This window comes from Lysobacter firmicutimachus, from assembly GCF_037027445.1.
Lineage (GTDB): Bacteria > Pseudomonadota > Gammaproteobacteria > Xanthomonadales > Xanthomonadaceae > Lysobacter > Lysobacter firmicutimachus.
The window spans coordinates 132,700-158,610 of sequence record NZ_JBANDL010000002.1; the positions used below are offsets into that span (position 1 = coordinate 132,700).

General features: G+C 69.4%; 21 protein-coding genes. 7 read left to right on the top strand and 14 right to left on the bottom strand.

The genetic code is table 11. The features are described from left to right. Window positions 1-28: 28 nt before the first annotated feature. The 6 genes from V2J18_RS00695 to V2J18_RS00720 form a co-directional block, all read right to left on the bottom strand. The gene (locus V2J18_RS00695; protein WP_336130594.1) at window positions 29-2,515 is read right to left on the bottom strand and encodes a phosphoketolase family protein; all 2,487 of its coding nucleotides are present in this window, start codon (window positions 2,513-2,515) and stop codon (window positions 29-31) included. After that, on the bottom strand, window positions 2,512-3,420 hold the full coding sequence (locus V2J18_RS00700) for a ribose-phosphate diphosphokinase (protein WP_336130595.1): 909 nt from the start codon (window positions 3,418-3,420) through the stop codon (window positions 2,512-2,514). The genes V2J18_RS00695 and V2J18_RS00700 overlap by 4 nt, the downstream gene beginning before the upstream one ends. Continuing rightward, window positions 3,417-4,904 (bottom strand): thymidine phosphorylase family protein, encoded by a 1,488-nt coding sequence (locus tag V2J18_RS00705; protein ID WP_336130596.1) that lies wholly within the window; start codon window positions 4,902-4,904, stop codon window positions 3,417-3,419. Before V2J18_RS00705 ends, V2J18_RS00700 begins: the two co-directional genes overlap by 4 nt. A 255-nt stretch (window positions 4,905-5,159) precedes the next feature. Then, window positions 5,160-5,933: an SDR family NAD(P)-dependent oxidoreductase gene (locus V2J18_RS00710; protein ID WP_336130597.1), complete on the bottom strand. Its 774-nt coding sequence runs from the start codon at window positions 5,931-5,933 to the stop codon at window positions 5,160-5,162. Between the two features lie 59 nt (window positions 5,934-5,992). Beyond that, window positions 5,993-6,442, bottom strand: coding sequence for a CBS domain-containing protein (locus tag V2J18_RS00715; protein ID WP_336130598.1), 450 nt, complete (start codon window positions 6,440-6,442; stop codon window positions 5,993-5,995). Between the two features lie 139 nt (window positions 6,443-6,581). Next, a complete protein-coding gene (locus V2J18_RS00720; RefSeq protein ID WP_336130599.1) occupies window positions 6,582-8,012 on the bottom strand; it encodes an MBL fold metallo-hydrolase RNA specificity domain-containing protein in 1,431 nt (476 codons plus the stop codon). Between the two features lie 1,040 nt (window positions 8,013-9,052). Between V2J18_RS00720 and V2J18_RS00725 the strand changes: the two genes are divergently transcribed. Then, complete coding sequence (locus tag V2J18_RS00725) at window positions 9,053-9,622, top strand: hypothetical protein (protein WP_336130600.1); 570 nt, start codon at window positions 9,053-9,055, stop codon at window positions 9,620-9,622. Window positions 9,623-9,760: 138 nt separating this feature from the next. On the opposite strand, the gene V2J18_RS00730 is transcribed toward V2J18_RS00725, so the two are convergent. Continuing rightward, window positions 9,761-11,887, bottom strand: coding sequence for a right-handed parallel beta-helix repeat-containing protein (locus V2J18_RS00730; RefSeq protein WP_336130601.1), 2,127 nt, complete (start codon window positions 11,885-11,887; stop codon window positions 9,761-9,763). Between the two features lie 597 nt (window positions 11,888-12,484). Here V2J18_RS00730 and ubiA point away from each other — a divergent pair. The 3 genes from ubiA to V2J18_RS00745 all read left to right on the top strand — a co-directional run bounded on the left by ubiA (window position 12,485) and on the right by V2J18_RS00745 (window position 15,539). Then, complete coding sequence (gene ubiA / locus V2J18_RS00735; RefSeq protein WP_336130602.1) at window positions 12,485-13,390, top strand: 4-hydroxybenzoate octaprenyltransferase; 906 nt, start codon at window positions 12,485-12,487, stop codon at window positions 13,388-13,390. Between the two features lie 87 nt (window positions 13,391-13,477). Next, entirely contained in the window at window positions 13,478-13,984 is a 507-nt protein-coding gene (locus V2J18_RS00740) for a Rid family hydrolase (protein WP_079248082.1), read from the top strand. Window positions 13,985-14,096: 112 nt separating this feature from the next. After that, the gene (locus tag V2J18_RS00745) at window positions 14,097-15,539 is read left to right on the top strand and encodes a short-chain fatty acid transporter (RefSeq protein ID WP_336130603.1); all 1,443 of its coding nucleotides are present in this window, start codon (window positions 14,097-14,099) and stop codon (window positions 15,537-15,539) included. A 1,093-nt stretch (window positions 15,540-16,632) separates the two neighbouring features. On the opposite strand, the gene V2J18_RS00750 is transcribed toward V2J18_RS00745, so the two are convergent. From V2J18_RS00750 to V2J18_RS00770, 5 genes are all read right to left on the bottom strand, one after another. Further along, on the bottom strand, window positions 16,633-17,280 hold the full coding sequence (locus tag V2J18_RS00750) for a hypothetical protein (protein ID WP_336130604.1): 648 nt from the start codon (window positions 17,278-17,280) through the stop codon (window positions 16,633-16,635). Further along, entirely contained in the window at window positions 17,277-17,924 is a 648-nt protein-coding gene (locus V2J18_RS00755; protein WP_336130605.1) for a hypothetical protein, read from the bottom strand. Before V2J18_RS00755 ends, V2J18_RS00750 begins: the two co-directional genes overlap by 4 nt. Next, window positions 17,921-18,544, bottom strand: a complete 624-nt coding sequence (locus V2J18_RS00760) for a hypothetical protein (RefSeq protein ID WP_064747123.1) — start codon at window positions 18,542-18,544, stop codon at window positions 17,921-17,923. Before V2J18_RS00760 ends, V2J18_RS00755 begins: the two co-directional genes overlap by 4 nt. Window positions 18,545-18,621: 77 nt before the next feature. Next, window positions 18,622-20,271 (bottom strand): ATP-binding cassette domain-containing protein, encoded by a 1,650-nt coding sequence (locus V2J18_RS00765; RefSeq protein ID WP_336130606.1) that lies wholly within the window; start codon window positions 20,269-20,271, stop codon window positions 18,622-18,624. A 159-nt stretch (window positions 20,272-20,430) separates the two neighbouring features. Beyond that, window positions 20,431-20,640, bottom strand: coding sequence for a YdcH family protein (locus tag V2J18_RS00770; RefSeq protein ID WP_064747121.1), 210 nt, complete (start codon window positions 20,638-20,640; stop codon window positions 20,431-20,433). Between the two features lie 101 nt (window positions 20,641-20,741). On the opposite strand from V2J18_RS00770, the gene ttcA reads away from it, so the two are divergent. The 3 genes from ttcA (at window position 20,742) to V2J18_RS00785 (ending at window position 23,769) form a co-directional block, all read left to right on the top strand. Further along, the gene (gene ttcA, locus V2J18_RS00775) at window positions 20,742-21,656 is read left to right on the top strand and encodes a tRNA 2-thiocytidine(32) synthetase TtcA (protein ID WP_064747120.1); all 915 of its coding nucleotides are present in this window, start codon (window positions 20,742-20,744) and stop codon (window positions 21,654-21,656) included. 105 nt (window positions 21,657-21,761) lie between these two features. Beyond that, complete coding sequence (locus V2J18_RS00780) at window positions 21,762-22,673, top strand: recombination-associated protein RdgC (RefSeq protein ID WP_336130607.1); 912 nt, start codon at window positions 21,762-21,764, stop codon at window positions 22,671-22,673. Window positions 22,674-22,974: 301 nt separating this feature from the next. Continuing rightward, window positions 22,975-23,769 (top strand): M48 family metallopeptidase, encoded by a 795-nt coding sequence (locus tag V2J18_RS00785; RefSeq protein WP_336130608.1) that lies wholly within the window; start codon window positions 22,975-22,977, stop codon window positions 23,767-23,769. Window positions 23,770-23,854: 85 nt separating this feature from the next. Here V2J18_RS00785 and V2J18_RS00790 read toward each other — a convergent pair whose 3' ends face one another. Further along, window positions 23,855-24,709, bottom strand: coding sequence for an alpha/beta fold hydrolase (locus tag V2J18_RS00790; RefSeq protein ID WP_336130609.1), 855 nt, complete (start codon window positions 24,707-24,709; stop codon window positions 23,855-23,857). A gap of 8 nt (window positions 24,710-24,717) precedes the next feature. Then, window positions 24,718-25,704, bottom strand: a complete 987-nt coding sequence (hemH, locus tag V2J18_RS00795; protein ID WP_336133030.1) for a ferrochelatase — start codon at window positions 25,702-25,704, stop codon at window positions 24,718-24,720. Window positions 25,705-25,911 lie beyond the last annotated feature (207 nt).

The window sequence follows — 25,911 nt, forward strand, 5'->3', positions numbered from 1 at the left end:
CAGGCTTCCGAAGCGGGCCGGACCGCATTCACCCGTCCTGGCTCCACAGCACGTCCGGCGTCGCCAGTCCGCGCGTCGCGGCATATTCGGCCGGCGACAGCCATGTGGACGCCTTTCGCCCCGTCAGCCCGGTCGCAGCGGCCAAGACGTGCGCCCAAGTGCAGCGATTGGCGAACATCAGTCCGGGGGTGTCGAGCGTTCCGCCACGGTTTCGATAGCCCAGCGCCGCGGTCAGCGCCGGCCCGTCGTCGAGCCGGCGCAGCGCCCCCAGGAACGGTTCCGGGCGCATATGGGTCAAGAACACGCGCGGCCGTCCGGGTGCGAACCAGTGCCGAACCGCCTCGTCGTCGTGAACATGCTCGAGTTCCTGTTCGTCGCGCGGCGTCCTGAACCGTCCGGGCTCCCCGAGATAGATCAGGTTCGCTCGCACGTCGTATGAGCGGAGCCGGCGCCAGGCTTTGACGATCTCGTCCAACTGATAGGCGCCGGTGGCCACAAGGTCGATCTCGGCGTCGGGCACGTGTTTCAGCAGCAAGGCGCCTTCGCTGAGCAGGGACTGCGACTGGTCGCCGTCCAGCAGGACGGGCAACTCGCGTTTGGGCACGACCAGGCCCACGATGCCGCCGTGCCCGGCGTAGGCCGCCTGCAATGCCGCCTGGGCGGCGTTGGCGTCGGGCGGAAACACGACGCGCACGGTGTCCTGCATCTCGCCGAGCAGGACTTCCGACAAGGTCGGGTCTTGGTGCGATTGTTCGTTCTTCGCGTTTTCCCAGGTATGCGAGGTCATCGCCAGCGGCACCGACAACCACCCGGGCGGGCGCCCGGCCCTGCGCAATTGCCGTGCGAAGATCAGTTCCTGCCGTATCGCACCCAGCATTTTCACCGCGAATGCTTCGTAGGTGACGATCAAGTTGATGCCGCCCTTGTTGGCCAACGCCGCGCAGGCCACCGCTTCCTCGTTGAGCGCGGTGATGACGGCGCCGTCCTGGGCCTCGGCGATGCCGGCCTCGGGCGACTGCACGCGGTGCTTGAGCGCGTCGAGGGTGCGATCCAGGCGATTGCTGCGCAGCTCGTCGGGGTTGCCGACCCGGACCCGCAAGTGCGGGTTGGCTCGGACCACCGACACGAAGCACTCGTCGAGCGCGGCCATGGGCGAGACGCTCTCGCCGAGCGCGCGCCAGACGGGCGGCGGCAGTTCCGGAATCGGCACGCGACGCGTCGCCAGCGCGTGGTCGCGTTCGAGCGGACGTCCCTGCGAGCGATGATTGTTCAAGGCCACAATCGCCTGCCGCAACTCCGCCTCGGGAACTCGCAGATGCTTGCAGGCCGCATTGAAGAGGCCCCTGGAGGCCTCGTCCTTGGCTGGATTTCCCGGCAAGGGCAGATTATGCGCACGGTTGCTTCCGGCGCCGGGGAAACCGAAGCCCTTCGGCGCCTCGGCCATTCCATAGCGTATCGGCGCGCAGGTATCGAAGCCGGCGCTCGCGTAGGACGCGATCCGGGTCAGCTGCCGCAGTTCGATCTCGTGGATGCCCCAGGCGATGCTCGCCGGGTCGCGGCCGTCCAGCCCGACCGGCTCGAACCCGTTGAGGCGCAGGTGGGCGCGAAGCCAATGGCCGCCTCCTTGTTGCGCGATCTGGCTGCGCTGCTCGATGCGGCGGCCGTTCAAGATCATGATCGGAGCGATCAGCCCGCAGTCCTGCGGTCGCCACCATCGCGGCGCCCAGTCGCTGCCGCGCTGTTCCTCGAACGCGCCGTCGCTGAGAAAGGCTACGAGCCGCTCGCCGGGCAACGGGGCGTGAGCGTAGTGCAGTTCGGCGAAGCCCAGATAGCCGCCTTCCTGGAGGCTGCCGGCGGTGAAGGCATTGACGTGCGATCCCAGAGGCGACTGCGGATGCCCGTCCGGCCGGATTCGATACGAATAGAAGTCGCCGACGAAACGCGTGAGGCCGGCCTCGTCCCAGCGATAGCGCTCGGCGTGCTCGGCGCTCATGTTTCCGACGATCAGGTTGACCGCATCGATCGCCGCCACGCAATGCCCCTGGCCCATCATCCAGGCGCGGGTATGCCCGGTCAGCGCGTCGAGGGCCAGGTAGGCGACGTAAGCCGGCACCATGTTCAGCGATCCGCCGGTATGTCCCTCCGGACTGGGTTTGAAATCGGCGCCCGCCAGGTCCGAGCCGTCGAGCCTGACCCGAGCGGCGTACGTCATGTGGACGACCAGCCAGATCGCGGCGCTGGCCAGCCGATCGGCCGCCGCGAGGATTCGATAGCCCGATTCGGCGTCGGCAAGCGTCCCTTCCGCCCGCAACGATTCGACTAGCGCGTGAATGCGGACCTGGGTCAGCGGATCATGGACGATGACGCCGTACCCGGCGGCCCAGGCGGCGAAGGCCGGGTCGCTGCGTCGATACGCCGCTGCGACGGCGGCGATCTGCCGACGTTGGGGCGGGGCCAGATCCGAGCTGGCGGCACAGGCCCTGAGTACGTCGTCCGGGGTTTCGTCGTAGGTCATGGCCCGATCTCGATGGACGTTGCGGCCAGGCGCGCGGCAACCGCCGCGGCGATCGGTTCGTCCAGCCGGATGGCGTTGCTGGAATGGGGAATGCTGTCGGTACTGACAACGAGGCCTGCGCCGGCCCGATACAGGGATTCGAACGCGTCGCCGACGAACAGCGGATGGATCACCACGCAAATCGCCGGTTCGCACCTGCCGTGCAGATGCTCGAGTACCGCGCACATGGTTTTTCCCGTGGAGACGATGTCGTCGACCAGGACCGGAGTGCGGCCGCGCAGCCTCCGAACGTCGGGCAGGCTGACTTCGACGTCCGTGGGCCCATGCCGTACCTTGCGCAGCAGCTCGTACGAAGCGCCCGCTGCGGATGCCATGCGCTCCACCCACTGCGCACTCTCTTCATCCGGGCCGATCAGCAGCGGCTGTTCGACATGATCGCGAATCCAACCGGCGATCGGCGCGGCCGCGGAAACGCAATCGGCCGGTATCCGGAACACGCGGCCCAGCGCCTTGATGCGGTGCAGATGCGGATCGACGGTGACCAGCCAGTCGACGCTCTCGTCGAGGAACCGCGCGAACGCCCTGGCGCTGACGGCTTCGCCGGGATGGAACCGGCGGTCCTGGCGCATGTAGGCGAGATAAGGGGCGACCAGGCCGACGCTGCGCGCGCCCAGCTCGCGGGCGGTATCCGCCGCGAACCGCAACGCAAGCGCTTTGTCGTCGGGCCGGTTGAGGCTGGCGACCAGTACCACGTCGGCGCCGTCCACCGACGGGTCGATCGCTATCAGCGATTCGGCGTCGGGGAAGCGGGTCCACCGCAGCGTACCGACCCGGGCGCCCAGCCGCGTGGCCAAGGCGGTCGCCAAGGGCCCGTCGTCCGCCAGCGGCAACAATACGGCGCTCATTCCGGGCCGCTCCGGATCGCGAGGATATCCGCGTGGCCGGCGGCATAGTTCAGCGCATAGGCCAGTTCGCCTTCGGCCTCGGCATGGACCACGAACAACGGAGCTCCGGTGTCGATCGGGTCGCCTTCGCGCAGGGTGCAGACCACGCCAGCGGTCGGATCGTTCGGCGCGCCGGCCAATTTGGCGACCCTGGCCAGCAGGCGGTTGTTGATGCAGGCGACCCGCCCGGTCGTGGGGGATACGAACGCCCTGGCGAAACGCGCTTTGCCCGGTTCGCGAAAGCCGCCTTGCGCTTCGCAGATGGCCATGAACTTTTCCAATGCGGCGCCCGAATCCAGAGCCACCGTCGCCGCTTCCCGACCTCGCCCGGGGCGCGATTCCGGTAGCAGCTCCAATACCGCTCCGGCGATGTCCAGCGCCCGCTCGCGCAAATCGCGCGGCGCGTCGGGCGCACAGCGCAGCACCGCCAATACGTCCCGGGCTTCGAGTGCGGGACCGATGCCCCAGCCCACCGGTTGCCGACCGTCCGACAGGCGGATGCCGACCCGCAACCCCATCGCTTCGCCCACCAGCGTGAGTCGGCGGGCGATCGCATCGGCCGCGGCCGGTGTGCGGATCTTGGCCGTCGCGCCGACCGGAATGTCGATCAACACATGAGTCGAGCCGGCCGCCGCCTTCTTGGACAAGATACTGGCGACCATCTGTCCACCGCTGTCGATGTCGAGCGGGCGTTCGACCTGGATGAACATGTCGTCGGCCGGGCTCAGGCGTATCCGACCGCCCGACGCCAAGCAACCGCCTTCCCGCTCCACCACCCGGCGCAGTTCGCCCAGGTTGAGATCCACCGCGGTCATCGTCGCCATCACGTCGGCCGTGCCCGCCGGCGAGGTGATCGCGCGCGAGGATGTCTTGGGAATGCGATACCCCAGCGCCGCAACGATGGAGACGATGATCGGCGTAGTCCGGTTGCCGGGCAGGCCGCCGACGCAGTGCTTGTCCAGCACCGGCCCGGCGCCCCAATCCAGCCGGTCGCCCACCGCGACCATTGCCCGCGTCAGGGCGATGCATTCGTCCAGGTCCATGCGGTCGCCGGCGCAAGCGGTCACGAAGGCCGCCAACTCGATGTCCGACAAGCGCGCCGCCAGCACGTCCCGCAGTACGGCGGCGAAGTCCTGCTCGCCGAGGCGGGCGCCGTAGACCTTGGCCCGCAACAGACTGCAGGATTCCGCTGGGTCGGCGTGCGCGAACTCGGCCAGGGCGCCGGGTTCGGGGCGCAAAGCCTGCCACGCGGCCTCGGACAGGGCGGCTTCGTGCGCGCCGAGCCAATCGCCCGTGACGACATTCAACACCGCTACCGTGTCGCGGCCGCCGCTGCCGATCCTGACCCGGGTCAGGGCGGCGAATCCCTCGGCTCGGCAAACCGGGCAATCCCTGTGCAGGTACAGCACCGGCTGCCGGTAGGTGTCGATGCCCGCCCTGCGCACGGGCAGTCGGACCGGCGCCTCCCACGGCGAAGCGGCAACGGGACGGGGGTCGATCGCGTGCATGAGGGCGCCGAGCGATGTTTTCGTCCGAACCTACCCGCTTCGCGATCGCCGCCATTGATCCTGATCAACAACCGCGGTCGCAGCCAGGCCCGGCGAAAGCGGGGCCGAATGCGGCCCGCTTTCGAAGGAAGGCCTGGCCGAACCGCGGGGTCGCTTGCGCCCGCCGACCCCATGCGATTCGCCGGCGGGCCATTACCGAGCGGTGTAGCCTCCATCGATCACCAGGCTCGCCCCGGTGACGAACTTGGACTCGTCCGAGGCCAGATAGACCACGGCCCAGGCGATGTCGTCCGTGTCGCCGACATGCCCCAGAGGGTGAAGCCGCCCGAGCTGCTCGCGGGCCTGATCCAGGTCGTCCACGCCATTGGCGCGCAGATGGTTCACTACCATGGGCGTCCAGATATAGCCGGGATGCACGCTGTTGACTCGAATCCGATTCGGCGCGTAGAGCAACGCGTCCGTTCGGCTCATCAGCGTGACCGCACCCTTCGACGCGTGATAGGGCGGTACGTCCGGGGCGCCGACCAAGCCGTAGATGGAAGACAAGTTGACGATGCTGCCCCGGCCGGCGCGCAGCATATGGGGAATCGCGTGCTTGGTGCACAGGAACACGCCTTTCACGTTCACTGCCTGGACTTGGTCCCATTCTTCCTGGGTAATTTCGTGGGTCGGTTTGTTCACCCCCGATATGCCGGCATTGTTGATCAGCACATCGAGGCCGCCGAAGGTCTCGCCGACCGAGGCCATCGCATCCCGAACCGATCCCTCGTCGGTCACGTCGACGTGCCAGTAACGAACCTGGACTCCGCGGAATCGCAGCTCTTCCATCAGCGTATGCCCGGGCTGATCCACGACATCGAACAACGCGACGTTCGCCCCCTCTTCGGCCAGGCGCCTGGCGCACGCGCACCCGATTCCCAGGCTGGCTCCGGTGACGATGCAGACTTTGCCTTTGACGCGATTCATGTCCGCTCCTGAAATTCGCGGCGAGACTGTGCCGCTCTGCGCGACGCCCCGCCAATCGGTCATTCGAACGACTCGAGTTCGTGAACGCGCTCTCTCAACGTCATCTGACCCAGATCGCGCATTTGCGCCGACAAGGCCGCGTAAACGTCGTCGGCGGTGATGAGTCCGATCGGACGGCCGGCGCCGCCGAGAACCGGAAGGCGGCGAACGCCGCTGGAGCGCATGATGTTGACAGCCTCCGCGATATCCTGGTCGTCGCGACAGATGACGACGTCCCGGGTCATCGCATCGGCGACCGGAACCGCCTCGGCAGATGCCCCCATCGCCATCACCTTCAGCACCAGATCCCGGTCGGTCACCACCCCAAGCAAGACCGGTTCGCCGGCGAGCTCGTCGGCGACCAGCAAGGTAGCGACGTGGGCGTCTCGCATGATTTCGGCGGCTTCGCGGGCGGTCGTGCTGGGCCCGATTACATGTATTGCCTGCCGGCATATGTCACGCACTCGCATAGCAAATCTCCCGATCGCCGCTACCGAGCCAAAGGACGCGGCCGATTCGTCCTGGATGCGCCAGCGCGACGACGACCCGGCACACCTTCGGCGCACGGCGCCATGGCGCGATACCGTTGCTTGCGCTCCATCGGCGTGCCTAATCGATCGCGAGCGTAGTGACCGGCTCGGCCTGGGGCGAATTCAGGTCGACCGAAGCGCCGAATTCGGGGACGAAAGCCCTCCAGCCCAGCTCGCGTTCGATGCGTATCCGCAGCCGATCGGCTGCCTGGGGCTCGCCGTGGGTGACGAACACACCGCGAGGCGCGGCCTTCATCGTAGCGAGCCAAGCGACGATTTCCGAGGCGTCGGCATGCGCCGAGGCCGATTCGAGTTGAAGCACCTGTGCCCTGACCGCTACCTCCTGCCCGTAAATACGCACGTACTTGGCCCCTTCGGCCAGCAGAGCGCCACGCGTGCCGCCGGCCTGATATCCGCACAGCACGATTGCATTGTTGGGGTCCGGCGCGAATGCGATCAGATGATGCAGCACGCGCCCGCCCGTCGCCATTCCGCTCGCCGATACGATGACCATCGGCTCTTTGCGGCGGTTGAGCTCTTTCGACTCCTCCGGACTGTTCACGATATGCGTGTTCCTGCGCATACGGTCCAAGTCCGCGGCGTTGAGCCGAAGATGCTGCGGATACTGTGCGTACAACGCAGTGGCGTCGGTGGCCATCGGGCTGTTCAAATACACCGGAGCGGGCGGCAAATCGCCGGCGTCCTGCAATTCGGCAAGCGTGTGAAGCAGCGACTGGGCGCGCCCCACCGTAAATGCCGGAATCACGGCGACGCCCCCGCGTTGCAGCACCGGGAGCAGGGCCGTACGAAGCTCCTGACGCAAGTCCACGGCCGGATGCTCGCGGTCTCCGTAAGTCGATTCGGTGACCACCCAGTCGGTGCGATCCAGCGGCTGTGGAGCGTTCATCACAGCGTCGCAGGGGCGGCCGATGTCGCCGCTGAAAGTGATTCGTACGCCGCGATACTCCAAGCTCACCGCCGCCGCCCCCAGGATGTGGCCTTGACTCCTGAAGCTGGCTTTCAGTCCAGCGGCCGGCTCGAAAGGGTGTTCGAACTCGACGGTTCGCATCAGGCGCAAACAGGCGAGCGCGGCCGCCTCGTCGTAAAGCGGTACCGCCGGACGGTGCTTGGTGGTCTGTTTGCGATTGGCGTAGCTCGCCTCTTCCGCCAATAAACGGGCCGAGTCCGGCAGCAGTATGCCGCACAAGCGCCGGGTGGCTGGCGTGCACCAGATCGCGCCCTTGAACCCCTCATTCACCAAGCGCGGGAGATAGCCGCTGTGATCCAGGTGCGCATGTGTCAGGACAACGGAGTCGATCGAAGCGGGCTCTACCGGCAAGCGTGCCCAGTTCCTGAGCCTGAGCGCTTTGTAGCCTTGAAAAAGGCCACAGTCGACCAAAATGCGCTGCTGGCCGGCGTCGATGAGATAGCGGGACCCGGTCACCGTTTGTGTCGCGCCCAGAAATGTCAGGCGGAAACGGGCGTCGGGTGGGTTGGAGGTCGCTTCCATAGGGATTCTTCCCAGGCGGCTGAGGCACCAGCGATTCCGGAGGCCGACCGGATACCGCGGGCCTTTTGAATGCCACCACCACTTAGCTCGTTCCCGTTGGGGGCGGGCTTGATCCAGATCAAGCTTATTGCACGCGGCGGCGCCGAGCGACATCGACGCGTAGACGCGATGCGGACGAATTTCAGCGGATGTCGGGATTCGTCGTACAGGTTTTGTTGACGGCAGACGGCCGCAATGACGTCGCGAAGGGACTCAAGCTATGACGCCTTCAGAGCTGGGAAGGCGGCCTATCTTGGCAGGCGTAGGTCGCGCGCGTCGTCGTTGCCATGCCGGTGCGATCGCTTATCGGACGAATCGACGAAGATGGGCCGGCGATCATGCCCCTGTGCCGGCCGCGCTTGTTCCAGGCCGCACTGCACCGCACGCGCCGCGATGCACCACGAGACAGAACAGCGCTCCGGCCGGCGATCGGACCGTCAAGTTGCATCCAGCCGCGCCGGACAAGACGAGAAATCGCGACTCGGCGATCGCAATGTCGGCAGGACGATATCTCGCGGTTCCATCGGCTGCCGATACGTGCGAACCGCATTGAACGACCTTGCGCTATGCGCCCGCAATCGGGGATCGCTGTTGGCTGCCGTCGCGATCGCTGCGATCCGGCGTCGCCGCTAGCCCGGCCATTGCCATCGGTTCCATCGGACCACTCGCGACCCGCCCGCCAATGGCAACGTTCGACCGCGGACCCTGTGATCGCGATGGGTTCGAGGGCGCTCGGATGCGCGTAGTCGCCGTAAGCGGCGCCCGTTGAATGCTTTCTTCGGAACGCCAGAAAATTGGCGATGCCATGGCGCGCGCGAGCGGGGCGCCGATAGGCGAGCGCCGGTTTCGGGGCGGTAGCCGCTGCGGCAGGGCGTTTGCGCCGCGTATGTGGGTTCCGGGGCGGGCGACGGTGGCGGTGTCCGTTCGCTATGCTGGCCGGAAGCCGGCTGACATAGGCCGGGCCTGGGGGCGCGACTGAGCCGTCTGGAGCCGGGGACTGAATGGATCGACGCGGATTCGTCCTGGACGCGTTGTTGTTGGGAGCCGGGCTGCCGTTCTTCGCCCGCGCCGCTTTTTCCAAGTGCCCGCTTTGCGCGGGCGCGGTCGTTTCCGCCTCCGACCTGGCCGACGACTTGAGCCGGCCCAGCCGGAATCTGGACCTCTGGAGCCGGGCGGCGGATTGCCTGGCGACTGCCGACGAAGGCGGCCCGGTCTGTACCCGTTGCTGGTACGTCTTCAGGAGCGGGAACTGGAGCCGTTCATCGGAGCGGGCGGACGATTTCCATGTGCCGTTGGGCGCCGCTGTCGCGACGTTTCCGGTGCCCGAGCGGCATCGCAGCGACGGCCGCTTGATCTATCGGCAAATACTGCTGGGGGCCGACGGCAAGGGCGGGGCGGTCGAAGAGATCGCATTCTGGGCGCGCGGGTCGGTTCGCTATCGGGCGGCCATCCGACGGCACGCCGAGGTGCATGGGATGCGCCTGGAGATCGAAGCGCATCCGCGCGAGCCGGGCCAGATCCATATCGTCGCCGAGTTCGATCCGCGTCCGCAGCGGACGTCCGCCGACTAGCCCGGTGCGCGGTGGGCGCCTGCGTCGGCGCCGGGAGCTGCGAGGGCGTTGTTGCGTTCCGGAGCGGCCGCCTGTCGGCGACCGCCCGGCCGCGCCGGGACCGCGGACCAGGCGCGCGCGATCCCGGGTGCGTGCTGCTTAGCGCGGCGCGTCCTGTAGCACGATGTCGTCGAGGTAGAAGCCGGCGTTGTGATTGGCCGCTCCGCCCGAGCCCACCAGCATCACCCACACGCTTGTCGTCTGCGCAGGCGGCTGCACGTCGGCGACGACCTGGGTCCAGTCGTCGCCGGCGGCACCCAACGATACGTCGCTGAACGACGTGTCCTCGTTGCCGGTTGCCGGCGTACCGTCTTCCTTGAGCCAGCGCAGGCGCACGCGCGCGTTGGCCGGCAGCGACGGCGTGCCGGCGACGTGCTTGGTCCAGAAGCTCAGCCGCTTGGCGCTGCTGTCGGACAGGTATCCGGGGTGATTGGCGACGGTCACGCCCCAGTAGCTGTCCTCAAGGGTCACCTGCAGGCTGTGCGCGCCGCTGTGGCCGCCTGCGGCGTGGGCGACGCGGCTGCCGTACCACGCGGCCCACAGGCCGACCGAACCTTCCAGGGTCGCGGTCGCCGGGTCGAGCACGTTGAAGGCCGAGCCGTCGGTGGTGCTGCCCGCGTCCTGCAAATAGGGCGCGGCGCGCCAGGCGTTGAAGCTCATCGTTTCGCCGTAACGCTTGGCGAAACGCCATGGGCCGTAGTAGTGGTTGTTGGCGAAGCGATTGTTGTTGTTGAACATCACGTCGTTCTGCACCTGCTGCACCGTGTACGGCGACCAGCTGAGATTGTTCACGCCGGTCGCGTACAACGCATGCGCGCCGCAGAAGCCGGAGCTGCCGCACGGCACCGTCGCCGGATCGAAGTAGAACTCGTTGCCGGTCACTTCGATGTTCTTGGCGTGCCAGCGGCAGTCGCGCTGCAGAGTCGGGTCGCCGTTGATCTGGGTGTAGCAAGGATGCAGGTGGCTGACCGGGTCGGGGTACTGGGTCGGGTTCTTCGGGTCGGGACGCACGATCAGCGCCGGATGGACGAAGGGCGTGCAGTAGACCTGGCTGGTGTTGCCGTTGGAGTTGCAGAAGCGGTTGGAGCTTTCGTAGATCGACACGCCGGAGAAATTGTTCTCGAAGTAGTTGTCGTGGATGCGCAGAAGATCCGAGCCGCTGATGTCCTTGGGCAAGCGGCTGTCGCCGCCGGATTCGGACAGATAGATCGCGGGCGCGGGCGCGCCGCGATCGCTGTTGCCCGACACCCAGCCGTTGTTGATGAGCGTGTTGGCGCGGATGGTGGCGTTGTAGCTGATCTCGTACCAGATGCCGACGCCGTCGTTGTCGCGGATGTAGTTGTTCTCGAACAGGAAGTCGATGTTGTTGGTGTCGGCCCACAGTCCGGTGCCGCGGTTGTCGTGGACGTAGTTGCCGACGATCTTGGCCCCGCGCACGTCCCAGAACTTGCCGCCGCCGGTGCAGCCGCACTTGGTGCTGGCTTCCCAGTCGTCGACGTTGTTGCCGGCGATCTCGTTGTAGCTCAACTCGATGTCGACGATGGCCGAGCGGCCCGGCACCGGTTGTTCGGGCGTCGGCGGGCCGTCGCTCTGCAGCGGCCGCTTGTACATGCTGAAGCCGTATTGGCCGTTGTCCTTCAGGCAGTTGAAACGGACCTTGTTGTGGCTGCCCAGGAACACGCCGGCGCCGCGGTTGTTGGCGATGGTGTTGTACTCGATGGTCCAATGATCGCCGGCGTCGTGGTTGACCACGCCCTGGTCGAAGTTGCCGTAATCTTCGGCCGGGTCGCTGCTGTAGCGGCCGAAGTTGCGGATGGTCAGGTAGCGCACCGCGACGTTCTGCGCCGTGCTGGTGAAGGCGTAGTGATTGCGGTTCTGGCCGTCGATGATCGCGCCGGGACCGCCCAGGTAGGTGTTGCCGTCCTGGGCGATGATCTGGCTGTACTTGTCCGTGCCGAGGGTGTGCACGCCCGGCTCGAACCAGAACGTTACGCCGGCGCGGCGGAAATCGAAGCCGCTGTTGTCGCCGGCCGGAACCACGATGGCGCCCGGCGGCGGGGTGGCCGGGCCGCTCGGCATGACGCCGGCCTGGCAGTAGTTCGCCGGCGGTTCGCTCGGCCACATCAGGCCGGCATGGGCCTGGCCTTCGCTGCCGATGCGCGGCTGCGCCGCCAGGGCCGGGCCGGTCACCAGACCGCTTAACAACACGACCGGCAGCATGCGCATTGCGCGCCCGGACCGGGACGCTGAATTACGAGAGTCGATAGCCACTGCGAATATCCTGGAGGGTGACGGTGAATGCGGTCGGCGGCGATTGCACGCGAGGCGACCGCCCCGAATCCGGCTGCCACGGCCGGCGGACGGCATCCGCGAACGAGTCGCCCGGTCCGTTGGCGTACCGGACCCCGCGTTGATGCCATGCGCCGTCATGCCTTCGTAGTGGCCGCTGTCATGACATATGCAAGCTGTGATGCGCTCGCGATAAACGCCGGCTTCCGCGCGCGCCGGCGTCTTGCTGGGGCATGCGCAGCGAAGGCGGCCTGTGCGCGGCATGACGACGCGGTTGGCGTCGCCGTCGCTTGCGGTGGCCGCCGCATCGCCGGGCGGCGGTCGTTGCGTTCATCGTCGACTGCGCACCCGCGAGCAGCTTCGGCGTCGTTGCCGACGCCGCTGGCCGGCGCGGCGCTCGCCGACGGACTCGGCGCCAGCGTTCAGCGCCTCGGCCGCCGCACGCGAGCGCCGCCGCTTGCCGGGCCTGGTCGGATCCGCTCGTCCGGCCCGGCTCCGACGGCCCGTCCCGCCGCGCGCGCTACTCTATGCGCCATGGACCATGCCCCCTCCCATCCCCCGGTGCCGGACTGGCGCCGCCGCCTGTCCCTGTATTGGAAGCTGACCCGCGGCGACCGGCCGATCGGCTGGCTGCTGCTGTTGTGGCCGACCTGGTGGGGGCTGTGGATCGCCGCCGAGGGCGTGCCGCCGCTGTGGACCTGGTTCGTGTTCAGCGCCGGCGTTTGGCTGACCCGGGCCGCGGGCTGCGTGATCAACGACTACGCCGACCGCTGGCTGGACCCGCATGTGGAGCGGACCAAGCACCGGCCGCTGGCCACCGGCGAGCTGCGCGGGCGCGAGGCATTGGCGGTGTTCGCGGTGCTGATGCTGGTCGCGTTCGGCTTGGTGCTGACCCTGAACCGGTTGACCGTGCTGATGAGCTTCGTCGGCGTGGTGCTGGCGGCCAGCTATCCCTATCTCAAGCGCTACACCCATCTGCCCCAGGTCTACCTGGGCATGGCCTTCGGCTGGGGCATCCCGATGGCGTTCGCGGCGGTGCGCGGCGAGGTGCCGGCGGTGGGCTGGCTGCTGTACGTGGCCAATATCCTGTGGTCGACCGCCTACGACACCTGGTATGCGATGGTCGACCGCGAGGACGACCTGAAGATGGGTTCGAAGTCGACCGCGATCCTGTTCGGCGAGCTGGACTTGGTCGCCAACGGCGTGCTGTACGCGCTGATGCTGACCGCTTTGCTCTTGGTCGGCCAGCGCGTGGACTTGGGCCCCTGGTATTTCGGCGGCCTGGCGGTGGCGGCGGCGCTGATCGCCTACGAGTTCGTCATCGCCCGCAAGCGCGAGCGCGAGCCCTGCTTCCGCGCCTTCCTGCACAACCACTGGGTCGGGCTGACGATCTTCGCCGGGTTGGCGCTGGATTACGCCCTGCGCGCGCCGGCGGCCTGAACGCGGCGGCGAAACCGCAACCGCGGGCAACGACGGCGGCGGCGCGGCGCGCTGCAATGGCGGCTGGTTCGGTAGCCGGAGTCGCTCATGCGTTGGTGCCCCGCGGTAGTGCTGTGCCTGGCCGGCGCTTGCGCCGGTTCCGTTCGCGCCGATGAGGCGGGTCCCGCGCGGGTGCATCTGGCGCCGCCGGGCTGGGAGTCCTCGTATCACGAACTGCATTACTCGCCGGTGGTGCGGATCGGCGACCGGGTGATCGTGTCCGGCATCCCGGCCGTGGAGGGCGCGGACGACGAGGCCAAGGCGCGCTGGGCGTTCGCCGAGCTGGAGCGGCACCTGCGCAGCGCCGGTGCCGGGCTGGAGGACGTGATCGAGCTGCAGAGCTTCCACGTCGCCGCCGACCACGCCGAGTTCCGGCGCCGGATCGCGCCGGTGTTGAAGGTGCATCGCGAGTTCTTCCAGCGCCACTACCCGGCCTGGACCGCGGTCGCGACCGGCGCGCTGTACTCCAAGGACGCGAGCATGGAGTTGCGCGCGGAGGCGGTGGTCGGCTCGGGACGAAGGGCGCGGGCGGAGGTTGCGCCGCCGGTGGAGTGAGCGGGGCAGAGGCATTGGCTTCTGTTCTTGCGCCGCAGCTTGCGACTAAAGTCCAAGTGGCCCGCCCACCCCTCGCTCGGACAATGCCCGGGCCCGTCGCAGGAATCCCGCCATGCCCGCTGCCGACACCGCCGTCCACGACGGTCTGCTCGCTCGCTTCGCCCTGCGCAGCGCCGCCTGGGCCGAGCGCTGGTTTCCCGATGCCTATGTGTTCGCCGCGCTGGGCGTGGCCATCGTCGCGGTCGCGGCGATGGCCTTCGGCGCCACGCCGGCGGCGACCGCGACCGCGTTCGGCGACGGGTTCTGGAGCCTGATTCCTTTCACCATGCAGATGGCCTTCGTGGTCATCGGCGGTTATGTGGTCGCGACCGCGCCGGCGGTGGCGCGGCTCATCGACGCGCTGGCGCGGGTGCCGCGCAGCGGCCGCGGCGCGGTCTGCTACGTGGGCCTGGTGAGCATGCTGACCTCGCTGTTGAGCTGGGGCTTTTCGCTGGTGTTCGGCGGCCTGCTGGTGCGCGCATTGGCCCGGCGCGAGGACCTGGACATGGACTATCGCGCCGCCGGCGCGGCGGCTTACTTGGGCCTGGGTGCGGTGTGGGCGATGGGCTTGAGTTCGTCGGCGGCGCAACTGCAGGCCAACCCGGCCAGCATGCCGCCCGGCTTGCTGGCGATCACCGGGGTGATCCCTTTCAGCGAAACCATCTTCCTGTGGCAATCGATCGCCCTGACTGCGGCGCTGATCGCGGTGTCCCTGGCGGTCTGCTACATCACCGCGCCGCGCGGCGCCTCAGTCCGGCGCGCGCGCGATTTCGACGGCGCCGACCGCTTGGCCGAAGACGAGCGCAATGCCGCCGTGCTGCCGCCGCGCACGCGCCCCGGCGAATGGCTGGAATACAGCCCGCTGGTGACGGTCCTGCTGGCGGCGATGAGCCTGGGCTGGCTGGCCTACGAGTTCTCGGCCAAGCCCTGGGTCAGCGCGATCGCCAACCTCAACACCTACAACTTTCTGTTTCTGACCCTCGGCCTGCTGCTGCATTGGCGGCCACGCAGCTTTCTCAACGCGGTCGCGCGCGCGGTGCCGAGCACGACCGGCGTGCTGATCCAGTTCCCGCTGTACGGCGGCATCGCCAGCCTGCTGACCGCGGCCAAGGGCGCCGACGGACAGACACTCGCGCACCACCTGTCCAGCGTGTTCGTGCAGATCGCCACCGCCGACACCTTCACCCTGGTGATGGGCGCGTACTCGGCGGTGCTGGGCTTCTTCGTGCCCTCCGGGGGCGGCAAATGGATCATCGAGGCCCCTTACGTGATGCAGGCCGCGAACGATCTGCAGGTGCACCTGGGTTGGGCGGTGCAGGTCTACAACGCCGCCGAAGCGCTGCCGAACTTGATCAATCCGTTCTGGATGCTGCCCCTGCTCGGCGTGCTGGGGCTGAAGGCGCGCGACATCGTCGGCTTCACTTTCATCCAGTTGCTGGTGCACATCCCGCTGGTGCTCGGCTTGCTGTGGCTGCTCGGCCTGACGCTGAGCTACCACCCGCCCGTCATGCCCTGAGACGCGGCCGTTGCCTGTTCCGGCAGGAGCGGCGCACGCCGCGCCCACGGGACGTGCAGAAAGGCCCGCGCCGACAGCCCTCAGCGAGTAGCGAGGCCTTGGCCCATCGCGACCGCGGGCGCCGCCCGAGTCCGTCCCCGCCGAACGCGCATGGATAAAACCGCCGGCTGCCGCCGAAGCCTCGTTCCGGCGCGAACCGCACCGACCCCGTCGCCCATGTCTATAGGGCAATTCCTACCCCCGCTCGCGCCGATGCCCGACTGCGCCGGCCCGGCCTTCGCGCGATCCTGTGTCCGTGGAGAGCATCGCGAAGGAACGCCGCCGATGCCGCGCCGGAAACGGATGTCCGGCCTTCTCCACCACCCGCGCGATGCAGCGGGCTCGACGATGCGGATCCCCCGTCCGCACTCTCAGCCTCTGCGACGCCCGGGCGAGACAATAGCGGCACGGCAGGAAAGGACTCCGGCGTCGGATCGGGGTCGGGCCAGCGGACGCATCGCACCTCGTCGCGACGCATCCGCGGCCCGATCCCGGTCCGGCGGGAGCGGCGAAGGATCGCCGACCGACAACCCCCGCCCGATTCGATCAGGCGCGCAGGACGCGCCGAGCAGGGAGCGGCCGCCAAGGAGAGGCGGACGATCGGAATCGGGGTCGCGCCAGGACGGCGCGCGTGGCGGAAAGGACTCCGCCATCGGGCCGGGTGCGCGCCGGAATCGCGCCCGTGGCATCGATGCAAGGAATATCGCCATCCCCCGCCTCGCAGCGATGCGCTCCCAGGAGCCGCATCAGCGACAAGGGGAGGAGCGGCGCAAGCCGCGACCTCCAAGCGTGCAGAGAACGCCGCCGCATCGCCGCTCCCAGGAGCCGCGTCGGCTGCCGGGGGTAGGAGCGGCGCAAGCGGCGACCATGTCGCGCCGATTTCGCGCCGTAGCGACCGCGCCGCCTGCACGGTCCGAACCTTCGGCGTCCGGGCCGCGTCCGCCGCGATCCGCGGGTCCCTCGCCGCTGGGCGCAGCATCGATCGGCAGCGCAGCTGGCGTCGGTTCTGCGCCGGCCCGCCGTGGCCTACGCCGCTTCTGCTTGGTCTTCGCGGTTACAACGCGAAACTCAGATACCGCCCCTGCGCGGTCGGCGAGGTCGGGAACTCGATGCGCAAGGTCAGTCCGTCCAGCCGCTCCTTGCGCGGCAGCAGATAGGCATGGCGGAAGGCGAACGGGCGGCCGGGCAGGGCGCTGATCGGCTTGAAGTCGGCGCCGTAGCCGGTGCCGCAGGTATCGGGCAGCTTGTCGCCGCCCAGGCGCGGCAGTCCGGCGGGATTGGCCTCCCACTGGCGACCGCTCGCATCGGCGGTGCGGCCCTTGCAGCGGTCGAGGTCTTTGGCGACCGTGCCGGAGTCGGCGATCACCTCGAAGGTCGCCAGCAATACGCCGGCGTCCTTGCGCAGCGGGCCGCGCAAGCGCGGATCGCGCGGGGCCAGCGCCTGGGCGTCGACCAGGCGCCAGCGCGCGCCTTCGAAGGCGACCCATTGTCCGCGCGCGGCGACGATGGCCTGCTCGGGGTGGCGTTGCCGATACGACTGCAGCGCCTCGCGGTAGGGCACGATCATGGCCCAGGCGCCGAGCACGGCGGTGCCGAGCAGCCAGAAGGCGTTACGCCGCCACCAGCCGACCGGCGCCGGCGCCGTGCCGGCCGCTGGCGCGTCCGTGGCCGCGGCGGTTTCGTTCGTCGTCGCAGAGTTCATGGGCGCAGATCCAGTACCGGCTTGGCTTCGGCCATCAGCTTGCGGGCCTGCGCTGCGTCGATGCCGAGATCGACGTCGACCAGGCTGTCGCCGCCGTGCGGCAGCAGGCTGCCCCAAAAGAACTGCAGGTGCGCGCCTTGCAGCCGGTCGGGCGGCACTTCGAAGAACCAGGCGCCCTCCTCCGGCAGACCCGGCGCCAGCGCGCGGTCGCGCAGGTTGATCCCGTCGAGCTTGGGCCGGTCGCGGCTGGAGGCGACATAGACCAGGCCGTCGCGGGTGCGCAGTTGCGCGGTGACATAGCCCGGCTGCTGCAACGCTTCGGCCTGGCCGACCACCGACAGCCACACGCCCGGGGTGCGCAGCAGATGGTCCTCCGGCCGCGCGTAGTCGCCCTTGAGCAGATAGGCGCGGGCGACCTTGAAGCGTTTGACGTCGACCGCGAAATTGCGGCCCTGCGCGCGTACCGGCGCCGTCGCCGGCGCGCGCTGCAGCAGCGGCGCGTCGCGTTGTTCGTAGTCGGACTCGCCCTTGCGCAGGGCGACCACCGCCGCCAGCGCCAGTGCGATCCACAGCGCGTCGCGCCAGCGCCAGCGCGGCAGCCGCCGGCGCGCCGCCGCGGCGTTCGCCGTCGCCGGCGCGCTCACGGCGCCACCGCCCGGTCGCGCAGATCCTGCACCGCGATGCGGTACTTCGCCGCCGGCTTGCCCTGGACCCAGGCGCCCTCGTCGTTGAGATACGCCTTGGCCTTGTAGTCGCGCGCGAACACGCCCCAGGTTTCCTGCGGCGAATAGGCATAGCCGCGCGGCAGCGCCCAGACCAGGTCGACGCGCTGTTTCAGGCGCGGGTGCAGGTCGGCGGCGATGCTGTGGTCGTCGGCCATCAACAAGGTCTCGGCGGGAATCGGTTCGCGTTGCTTCGACAGCAGGATCAGATCCTGTTGCGGATAGCCGAAGCCGTTGATGCTGCGCCCGGTGCGGTTCTCGATCTCGACCTGCAGCACCAGGTACTGTTTGTCCGGACTGAATGGGTCGACCCGGCCGCCGGGCTTGTAGCGCGCGACCCAGGCGCGCAGCGGCTTCACCGCCAGAGCGCCGCCCTGGTAACGATGGCCGGCCTTGTATTCGGGCAGCGGCTTGCTCTTGCTCTTGGCCTCGCCGAAGCCGCCCAGCGCAGCGGTCGCGGCGATCGCGACCAGGACCACGGCGGCCGCGCCCTGCCACCAGGGGTTGCGCGCCGCGCCGATCAATTCGTCCTTGTTCGCCATAAGTCTGCCCGCTGCGAGTCGCGGCACCCTAGCACAGCGCGCCCGCGATCCCGGTCACCGATTTCGCATTCTCTCGATCAGGGGCGCGACGATGCCGCAATCGTTTCGAGCTGCGCACTGACATCTGTCAGATGAATGCGATGGCTCAGGCGCAGGGCGTCGAGCAGGCCGCGATCGTGGCTGGCGACGACGAAGGCGCCGGGCCAAGCGTCCAGCAGTCCGATCAGGGCCTCGCGGCTGTCAAAGTCCAGATGATCGCTGGGTTCGTCGAGCAACAGCAACGGCGTCGGCGGAGTGCGATAGGCCGCGCCGGCCAGCGCGGCGCGCATGCGCTCGCCGGCCGAGAGCGTGGCCATCGGCTGCCGCGCGCGATCGCCGGGCAGGCCGAGCAGGGCCAGGCGGGTGGCCAGCGCGGCACGCGCTTCGGCATCGGCGTCGCCGCCGCCGATCCAGGCCAGTACGCCCGTGTCGGTCGGCAACAGGCGCAGGTCTTGATCCAACCACAGTGCCGGCACCGCCGCGCGGGCCTGGCCGGCCGCAAGCGGGCCGAGTCCGGCCAGCGCGCGCAACAGCGTGGTCTTGCCGCTGCCGTTGCGTCCGCTCAAGCCGATCCGCACCGGACCGTCCAGCACTGCGCTCAGCGACTGCCGCGGCTGGGCCCGGCAGGGATGCGCGGCGGCGAATTCGAGCGTGCGGCGCCCGGCCGGCTGGCGCGCCGCGGTGCCGAGGAACACCGGCGCGGCGGCGGTGTCGGCTCGCGCATGGGCCTCGCTTACGGCGCTGCCGCGCTGGTTCAGGCGTTCGCGCAGTGCGGCGCGGCGACTTCCCAGATGACGCTCGGCCGTGTTCTGGCTGAAGTCGAGCAGCAGCTTGGACTGATTGGCCTGTGCGCCGGCGCGCCGGCCGCGTGCCGCGCGCCGGTCCAGCGCCTCGCGCTGGCGCACTTGATCGCGGCGTTCGCGACGCAGCGCCAGGCGCGCGGCGTCCAACGCGTCGAGCCCGGCACGGCGTCGGCGTTGGCGCTGATCGAGGTAGCGGCTCAGGCCGCCGCGGTGCTCGATCGCGCCCTCGGGGGCGAGCTCGAGGATGCGTTCGGCGTCGTTCAACCAGGCCGGATCGTGGCTGACCGCGAGCACCGCCGCAGAGCCGCCGCTGTAGCGCTGGAACCAATACGCCGAGGCATCGGCATCCAGATGCCGGCTGGGCTCGTCGAGCAGGACGACGGCGGCATCGGCGAGCCAGGCGCCGAGCAGGCGCAACTGCTGGCGTTGGCCGCCGGACAGGCGGCGTGGGTCGTGTTGCAACGACAAGCCGCTCAGGCCGATTTCGTCCAGGGACCGGGCCAGACGCTCGCGCAGATCCCAGCGGTCGGCCAGCTGGACCAGGTCTTCGCCGCTGCCGAGGCCGGCGGCGAGCCGGTCCAGGGCGGCCAGCGCCGGCGCGACGCCGAGCAAGCCGGCGACGCTGCCGGCCGAAGCCTCGCCGGCTTCGGTGGGCAAATGGACGAGCGTGCCGCGGCGTTCGATCCGGCCCTGGGCCGGCGCGGCGATGCCGGCCAGCGCGGCCAGCAGGGTCGATTTGCCCGCGCCGTTGCGGCCGACGAGGGCGGTGTAGCCGCGGCGCAGGCTCAGGTCGAGGTTCTGAAACAGGATGCGGCCGTCGTCGAGGACGGCGGACAGGCCGAAGGCCTGCAATCGGACCGGGTCCGAGGCGGGAAGGGCGGGCATGGAGGCTCCGGCGATGCGACGGGCAGGGCAACGGCACGCGGGCGCGCGGCGCTTGCGAAGGCGGCGTATCGGTTCAGAGCTCCATGACACTCCACTCGGTGGGCTGCCCGGGATTGTAGCGGCCCGCACCCGCGGGCGCTGAACGTCGGCTGGCGCGGTTCAGGCCGGCTGGTCGGGAATCAGCGCGCTTTCCAGCCGGGCGATGCAGTCCTTCAGCCACAGCTTGCGTTTCTTCAAGCGCTTGACCGTCAGCTCGTCGGCCTGCGGGTCCAGGCTCAGGCGTTCGATGGCCGCGTCGAGGTCGCGATGTTCCAGGCGCAGCTCGGCCAGCTGGCGGGCGATCTCGGCGGCATCGGTGCTGGCGGTCATATGCCCCAGCTTAACGCGCCGCCCGAGCGGGCGTCATCGCCTGCGGCGCGGCGACCGGTGCGGGGGCGTTCACCGCCCCTTGGCGTAGAATCGTCGGCCTCATGAACACCGTCCTGCCCCTGGCCGAACCCATCCGCCGCGCCCGCCCCGGCGCCGCCCCCGCCGCCGACGGCGAACGCCTGGCCACTCGCCTGCGCCATCAGGTCGGCCGCGCCATCGCCGATTTCGGCATGATCGAAGACGGCGACAAGGTCATGGTCTGCCTGTCCGGCGGCAAGGACAGCTACACCCTGCTCGACCTCCTGCTGCAGCTGCAGAAGAAAGCGCCGGTGAAGTTCGAGCTGGTCGCGGTCAACCTCGACCAGAAGCAGCCCGGCTTCCCCGAGCACGTGCTGCCGCAGTACCTGGAATCGATCGGGGTGGCCTACAAGATCCTCGAGCAGGACACCTACTCGGTGGTGACCCGGGTCGTGCCGGAAGGCAAGACCATGTGCTCGCTGTGTTCGCGGCTGCGGCGCGGCGCGCTGTACACCTACGCCGAGGAGCAGGGCTTCACCAAGATCGCGCTCGGCCACCACCGCGACGACCTGGTCGCGACCTTCTTCCTCAACCTGTTCTTCCACGCCAAGCTCAGCGGCATGCCGCCCAAGCTGCTGTCCGACGACGGCAAGCATGTGGTGATCCGGCCGCTGGCCTACGTGCGCGAGGACGACATCGTCGATTACGCGGCGATCAAGCAATTCCCGATCATCCCCTGCAACCTGTGCGGCTCGCAGGAAAACCTGCAGCGCAAGCAGGTCAAGCGGATGATGGACGCTTGGGAACGCGAGACGCCCGGCCGCATCGAGACGATCTCGCGCGCGCTCGGCGACATCCGGCCGTCGCAGCTCAGCGATCCGAAGCTGTTCGATTTCCTCGGCCTGGGCAAGGCCGGCGCGCCGCTCGCCCCGGCGCCGGTATGGCTGGACGATACGCCCGACGAAACGCCCGGCAAGATGGCGCCCGCCGCCGTGTAACCGGCTGCCGCGTCTTTCGTACGCCGACGCGCCCGCGCCGGCCCGCTTCGGTTGCGCGCTGTCCGCCGCCGAATTCCCATCCCGAATCCCCCATCCCGGTCCCGCATGTTCTTTCGCAACCTGACGTTCTTCCGCTTTCCCACCAGCCACGACTTCAGCGAACTCGACAAGGGCCTGGAAGAGTGCCGGCTCAAGCCGGTCGGCCCGCTCGAGCTGTCCTCGCGCGGCTTCATTTCGCCGTTCGGCCGCGACGCCGAGGACGCGGTGATGAGCAACCGCATCGGCGACGCGATCTGGATCACCTCCGGCGGCGAAGACCGGCTGCTGCCGGGGGCGGTGGTCAACGACATGCTGGCCAAGAAACTGGCCGAGATCGAACAGAAGGAAGGGCGCAAGCCCGGCGGGCGTACCCGCAAGCGGCTCAAGGACGAGTTGATCGTCGATCTGCTGCCGCGCGCCTTCGTCAAGCCCAGCCGCACCGACGCGATGATCGATCTCGAGCACGGCCTGGTGATCGTCGACACTTCCAGCCGCAAGACCGGCGAGAACGTCATCAGCGAGATCCGCCGCGCCATGGGCAGCCTGCCGGCGCTGCCGCTGAACGCCGAAATCGCGCCGCGTTCGGTGCTGACCGGCTGGGTCGCCGGCGAAGAGATGCCCGACGGGCTCAGCCTCGGCGACGAATGCGAGCTGCGCGACCCGGTCGACCAGGGCGCGGTGGTCAAATGCCAGCGCCAGGAGCTGGAAAGCGACGAGATCGCCAAGCACCTGGAAACCGGCAAGCAGGTCACCCGCCTGGCCCTGACTTTGGACGACCACGTCTCCTTCGTGCTCGGCGAAGATCTGGTGGTGCGCAAGTTCAAGCTGCTCGACGGCGCCGTCGACCAGCTCGAGCACTCCGAAGGCGACGGCTTGCGCGCCGAACTCGACGCCCGTTTCGCCCTGATGAGCGGCGAAGTCAAGCGCTTGTTCAAGGTGCTGGAGCCGGCGTTGAAGTTGTCCAAGGTCGAAGGCTGAGACCCTCGCGGCCCGCGCTGCGACTCGCGGCTGCGGGCGCAGCCGCGCGCCGATGCGCTCCGCGTTCGCCCGCGCACGACCCCGGCGGGCCCCGCTCCCGCGCACGGCCGGCGTGTTGGAACGCGCGATCGCCTCGCATTCCGACCTCCGCCGCCGCGCGCGATGCTGGCTCGCCCCTTTCCCGCGTGCGGGAGCGGGATTGGGGGGAGGGCTCCATCCGGGGGCGCGCGGCGCGAGGGCGCCGGCGTCGCCCGCCGGTCGCCTTCAGGCGCTATCCTCGGCCGATGACGGCTCCGTCCTCGTGAGCAACTTGTTGCTGCGCCTGCTGACCGGCAAGCCGCCGGCCTCGCCGCGCACGGTCTCGCGCGAGACCGTCGCGATCGAGCTCGGCAACGGCCGCCGGATCGAGGTCTTGCGCGTGCGCGACCCGCGCGCGCGGCGGATCCGGCTCAGCGTCGACGAACGCGGCCCGCGCCTGACCCTGCCGTTGCGCGCCAGCGACATCGCCGGCCAGCGCTTCGTGATCGAACACGGCGACTGGCTGCTGGCGCAGATGGCGTTGGCCGACAGCGGCGCACAGCCGCTGCAGCCGCATGCCGACGCGAGCGTGCCCCTGCGCGGCCGCGACTGGCCGGTGCGCTGGCGCAGCGCGCGCGCGCTGCGCGTGGAGCTGGCCGAGGACGCGCTGGTCATCGCGGTGCCCGACACGCTCAAGCCGGCCGCGCTGCCGCGCGCGCTGCGCGATTTCTACGAAGGCCAGGCGCGTGCCGACGTCGGCCGCTGGTTGCCCAAGTACTTGTCGGGCTTGCCGCGCGCGCCGTCGCGCCTGCGCTACCGGGTGATGTCCTCGCAATGGGGCTCGCTGGCGCCGGACGGCGCGCTGTCGCTGGACCTGTCGTTGGTGCTGGCCCCGCCGGCCGCGTTCGAATACGTGCTGGTGCACGAACTGTGCCACCTGATCCATGCCGATCACTCGCGCGCGTTCTGGCGCGAAGTCGAAGCGCGCTGTCCGGACTGGCGCGAACAGCGCGACTACTTCCGCGCCTCCGGCCGCAGCCTCAAGGCCGGCTTGCGGCGCTTGATCGCCGCGCAGTAGGTCGGGCGCGCGCTGCGCTGCGCCGGTTGCGATGACCCGCTCTTCGGCCGCTGCGAAAAACCGCGTAGCGTCCCGCGCCGCCGCCTCAACCCGCCAGAAACTCCCGGAACCGTTCCCCGATCGGCCCCGGCTGCTCCATATGCAGATGATGTGTCCCCGCCAGCACGTGCATTTCGCCGCGCGCGAGCAGGCCGGCGCGTTCGCGGCGCAGCGCGTCGGGCATGTAGGCCTGGGCCGGGTCGGCCCAGACCATGCAGGTCGGGCATTCGATCGCGCCGATCAGCGCGCGCATCTGCGCTTCGCTCATGCGCAGCGCGGCGGTCAGGGTCAGGCGCGGATCGCTGCGCCAGACATAGCCCTGGCGCTGCGCGCCCTGCGCAGGCGCGACGCCGCGCTCGACCAGCAGCCGGGCGACGCGTTCGCTGAGGTCGTTGGCGGCCATCCGCACGCGCACGGCCGTGGCGATGTCGTCGAACACCCGCAACTGCTTGCCGGCCAGCGCGGCCTGGCCGGCGAAGGCCTCGCGCAGGCGGGTGGCGACGCGTTCTTCCGGCTCCGACAGCGAACCCAGCGCCTCGACCAGCAGCAGTTTGTCGATTCGCTGCGGCAAGGCTGCGGCGAGCACGCTGGAAGTCGCGCCGCCGAGCGAATGGCCGAGCAGGTGGAAGCGGTCCCAACCCAGTGCGTCGGCCACCGACAAGGCCGCGCGCGCCGCGGTCACCAGGGTGTACTCGGCCGCCGCCGGCAGATGCGCGCTGGCGCCGTGCCCGGGCAGGTCCGGCGCGACCAAGTCGTAGCCTTCGAACCACGGCGCCAGCGGTACGAAGCTGGCGGCGTTGTCCAGCCAGCCGTGCAGCGCCAGCACCTTGGGCGCGCCGATGCGGCCGTTGCGCAGCCCGGCCAGGCGGCCGAAAGCGGTATCGACGACGAATTCCTGCATCGCGGCCATCAGGTCCAGGCGTCCAGTTCGCGCCGGGCGATGCCGGCCAGGGCCGACGCGTGCGCCGGCGAGTCGTTCAGGCAGGGGATGTAGCGCAGTTCGCCGCCGCGCGCGGCGAAGTCCGCGGCCAGCATGATCGCCACTTCCTCCAGGGTCTCCAGGCAGTCCACGGCGAAGCCCGGCGCGACCACGTCGACCTTGCGCACGCCGCGCGCCGCCAGCGCATCCAAGGTGTCGCTGGTGGCCGGTTCGAGCCAGCGTTCGCGGCCGAAGCGCGATTGGTAGCTCAGGCTCCAGGCCCCGTCGGACAGGCCCAGCGCATGGGCGATCGCGCGCGCGCCGGCTTCGCACTGGCGCGGGTAGGGGTCGCCGGCATCGGCGAAGCGCTGCGGCAGGCCGTGGAACGAGAACAGCAGATGTTCGCCCTCGCCGTGGTGCTGGCGGTGGCGATGGATCGAATCGGCGACCGCGCCGACCCAGGCCGGGTCGGCGTGGTAGTCGTGCAACAGGCGCGTTTCCAGGCCGGTCGCGGCCTGCAGCACGTCGCCGACCGAAGCGGTGGTCGAGGTCGAGTACTGCGGGTACAGCGGCAGCGCCAGCACCCGGCGCACGCCCTGCTCGCGCAGCCCGGCCAGCAACTGCTTCCACGAGGGTTGGCCGTAGCGCATCGCGTGCAGCACCCGCGCCTGCGGCAGCTCGCGCTGCACCGCCTCGGCCAGCCGGCGGGTGTGCACCGCCAGCGGCGAGCCCTCCGGCAGCCAGATGCTGGCGTACTTGTGCGCGACCTTGCCGCTGCGCAGCGGCAGGATGGCGAAATGCAGCAGCGGGCACCACAGCCAGCGGCTGAGGTCGACCACCCGGTGGTCGTGCAGGAATTCGGACAGGTAGCGCCGCACCGCAGCGGTGTTGGGCGCGTCGGGGGTGCCGAGATTGACCAGCACCACCGCGGTGTCGGCGGCGGCGCTGGCGTCGGCGGTGCTGGCATGAGCGGGCATCGGCATAGGATGACATCCGCGGGTGCGGCCACGGAATCTTTGCCGGATCGAATGTTTCGATCGCAGCGATAGATGGGGCCGGTACGGCGCGGAATTCCTCCGGCCGACGCCTATTCGCCCGGCAACGCTGTGTCGCAGCGGCGCCGGCGATGGCGCGACCGGGGCCACGCTCCGGCCGCGCGCGGATCGGCGATCCTGTGCACCGCG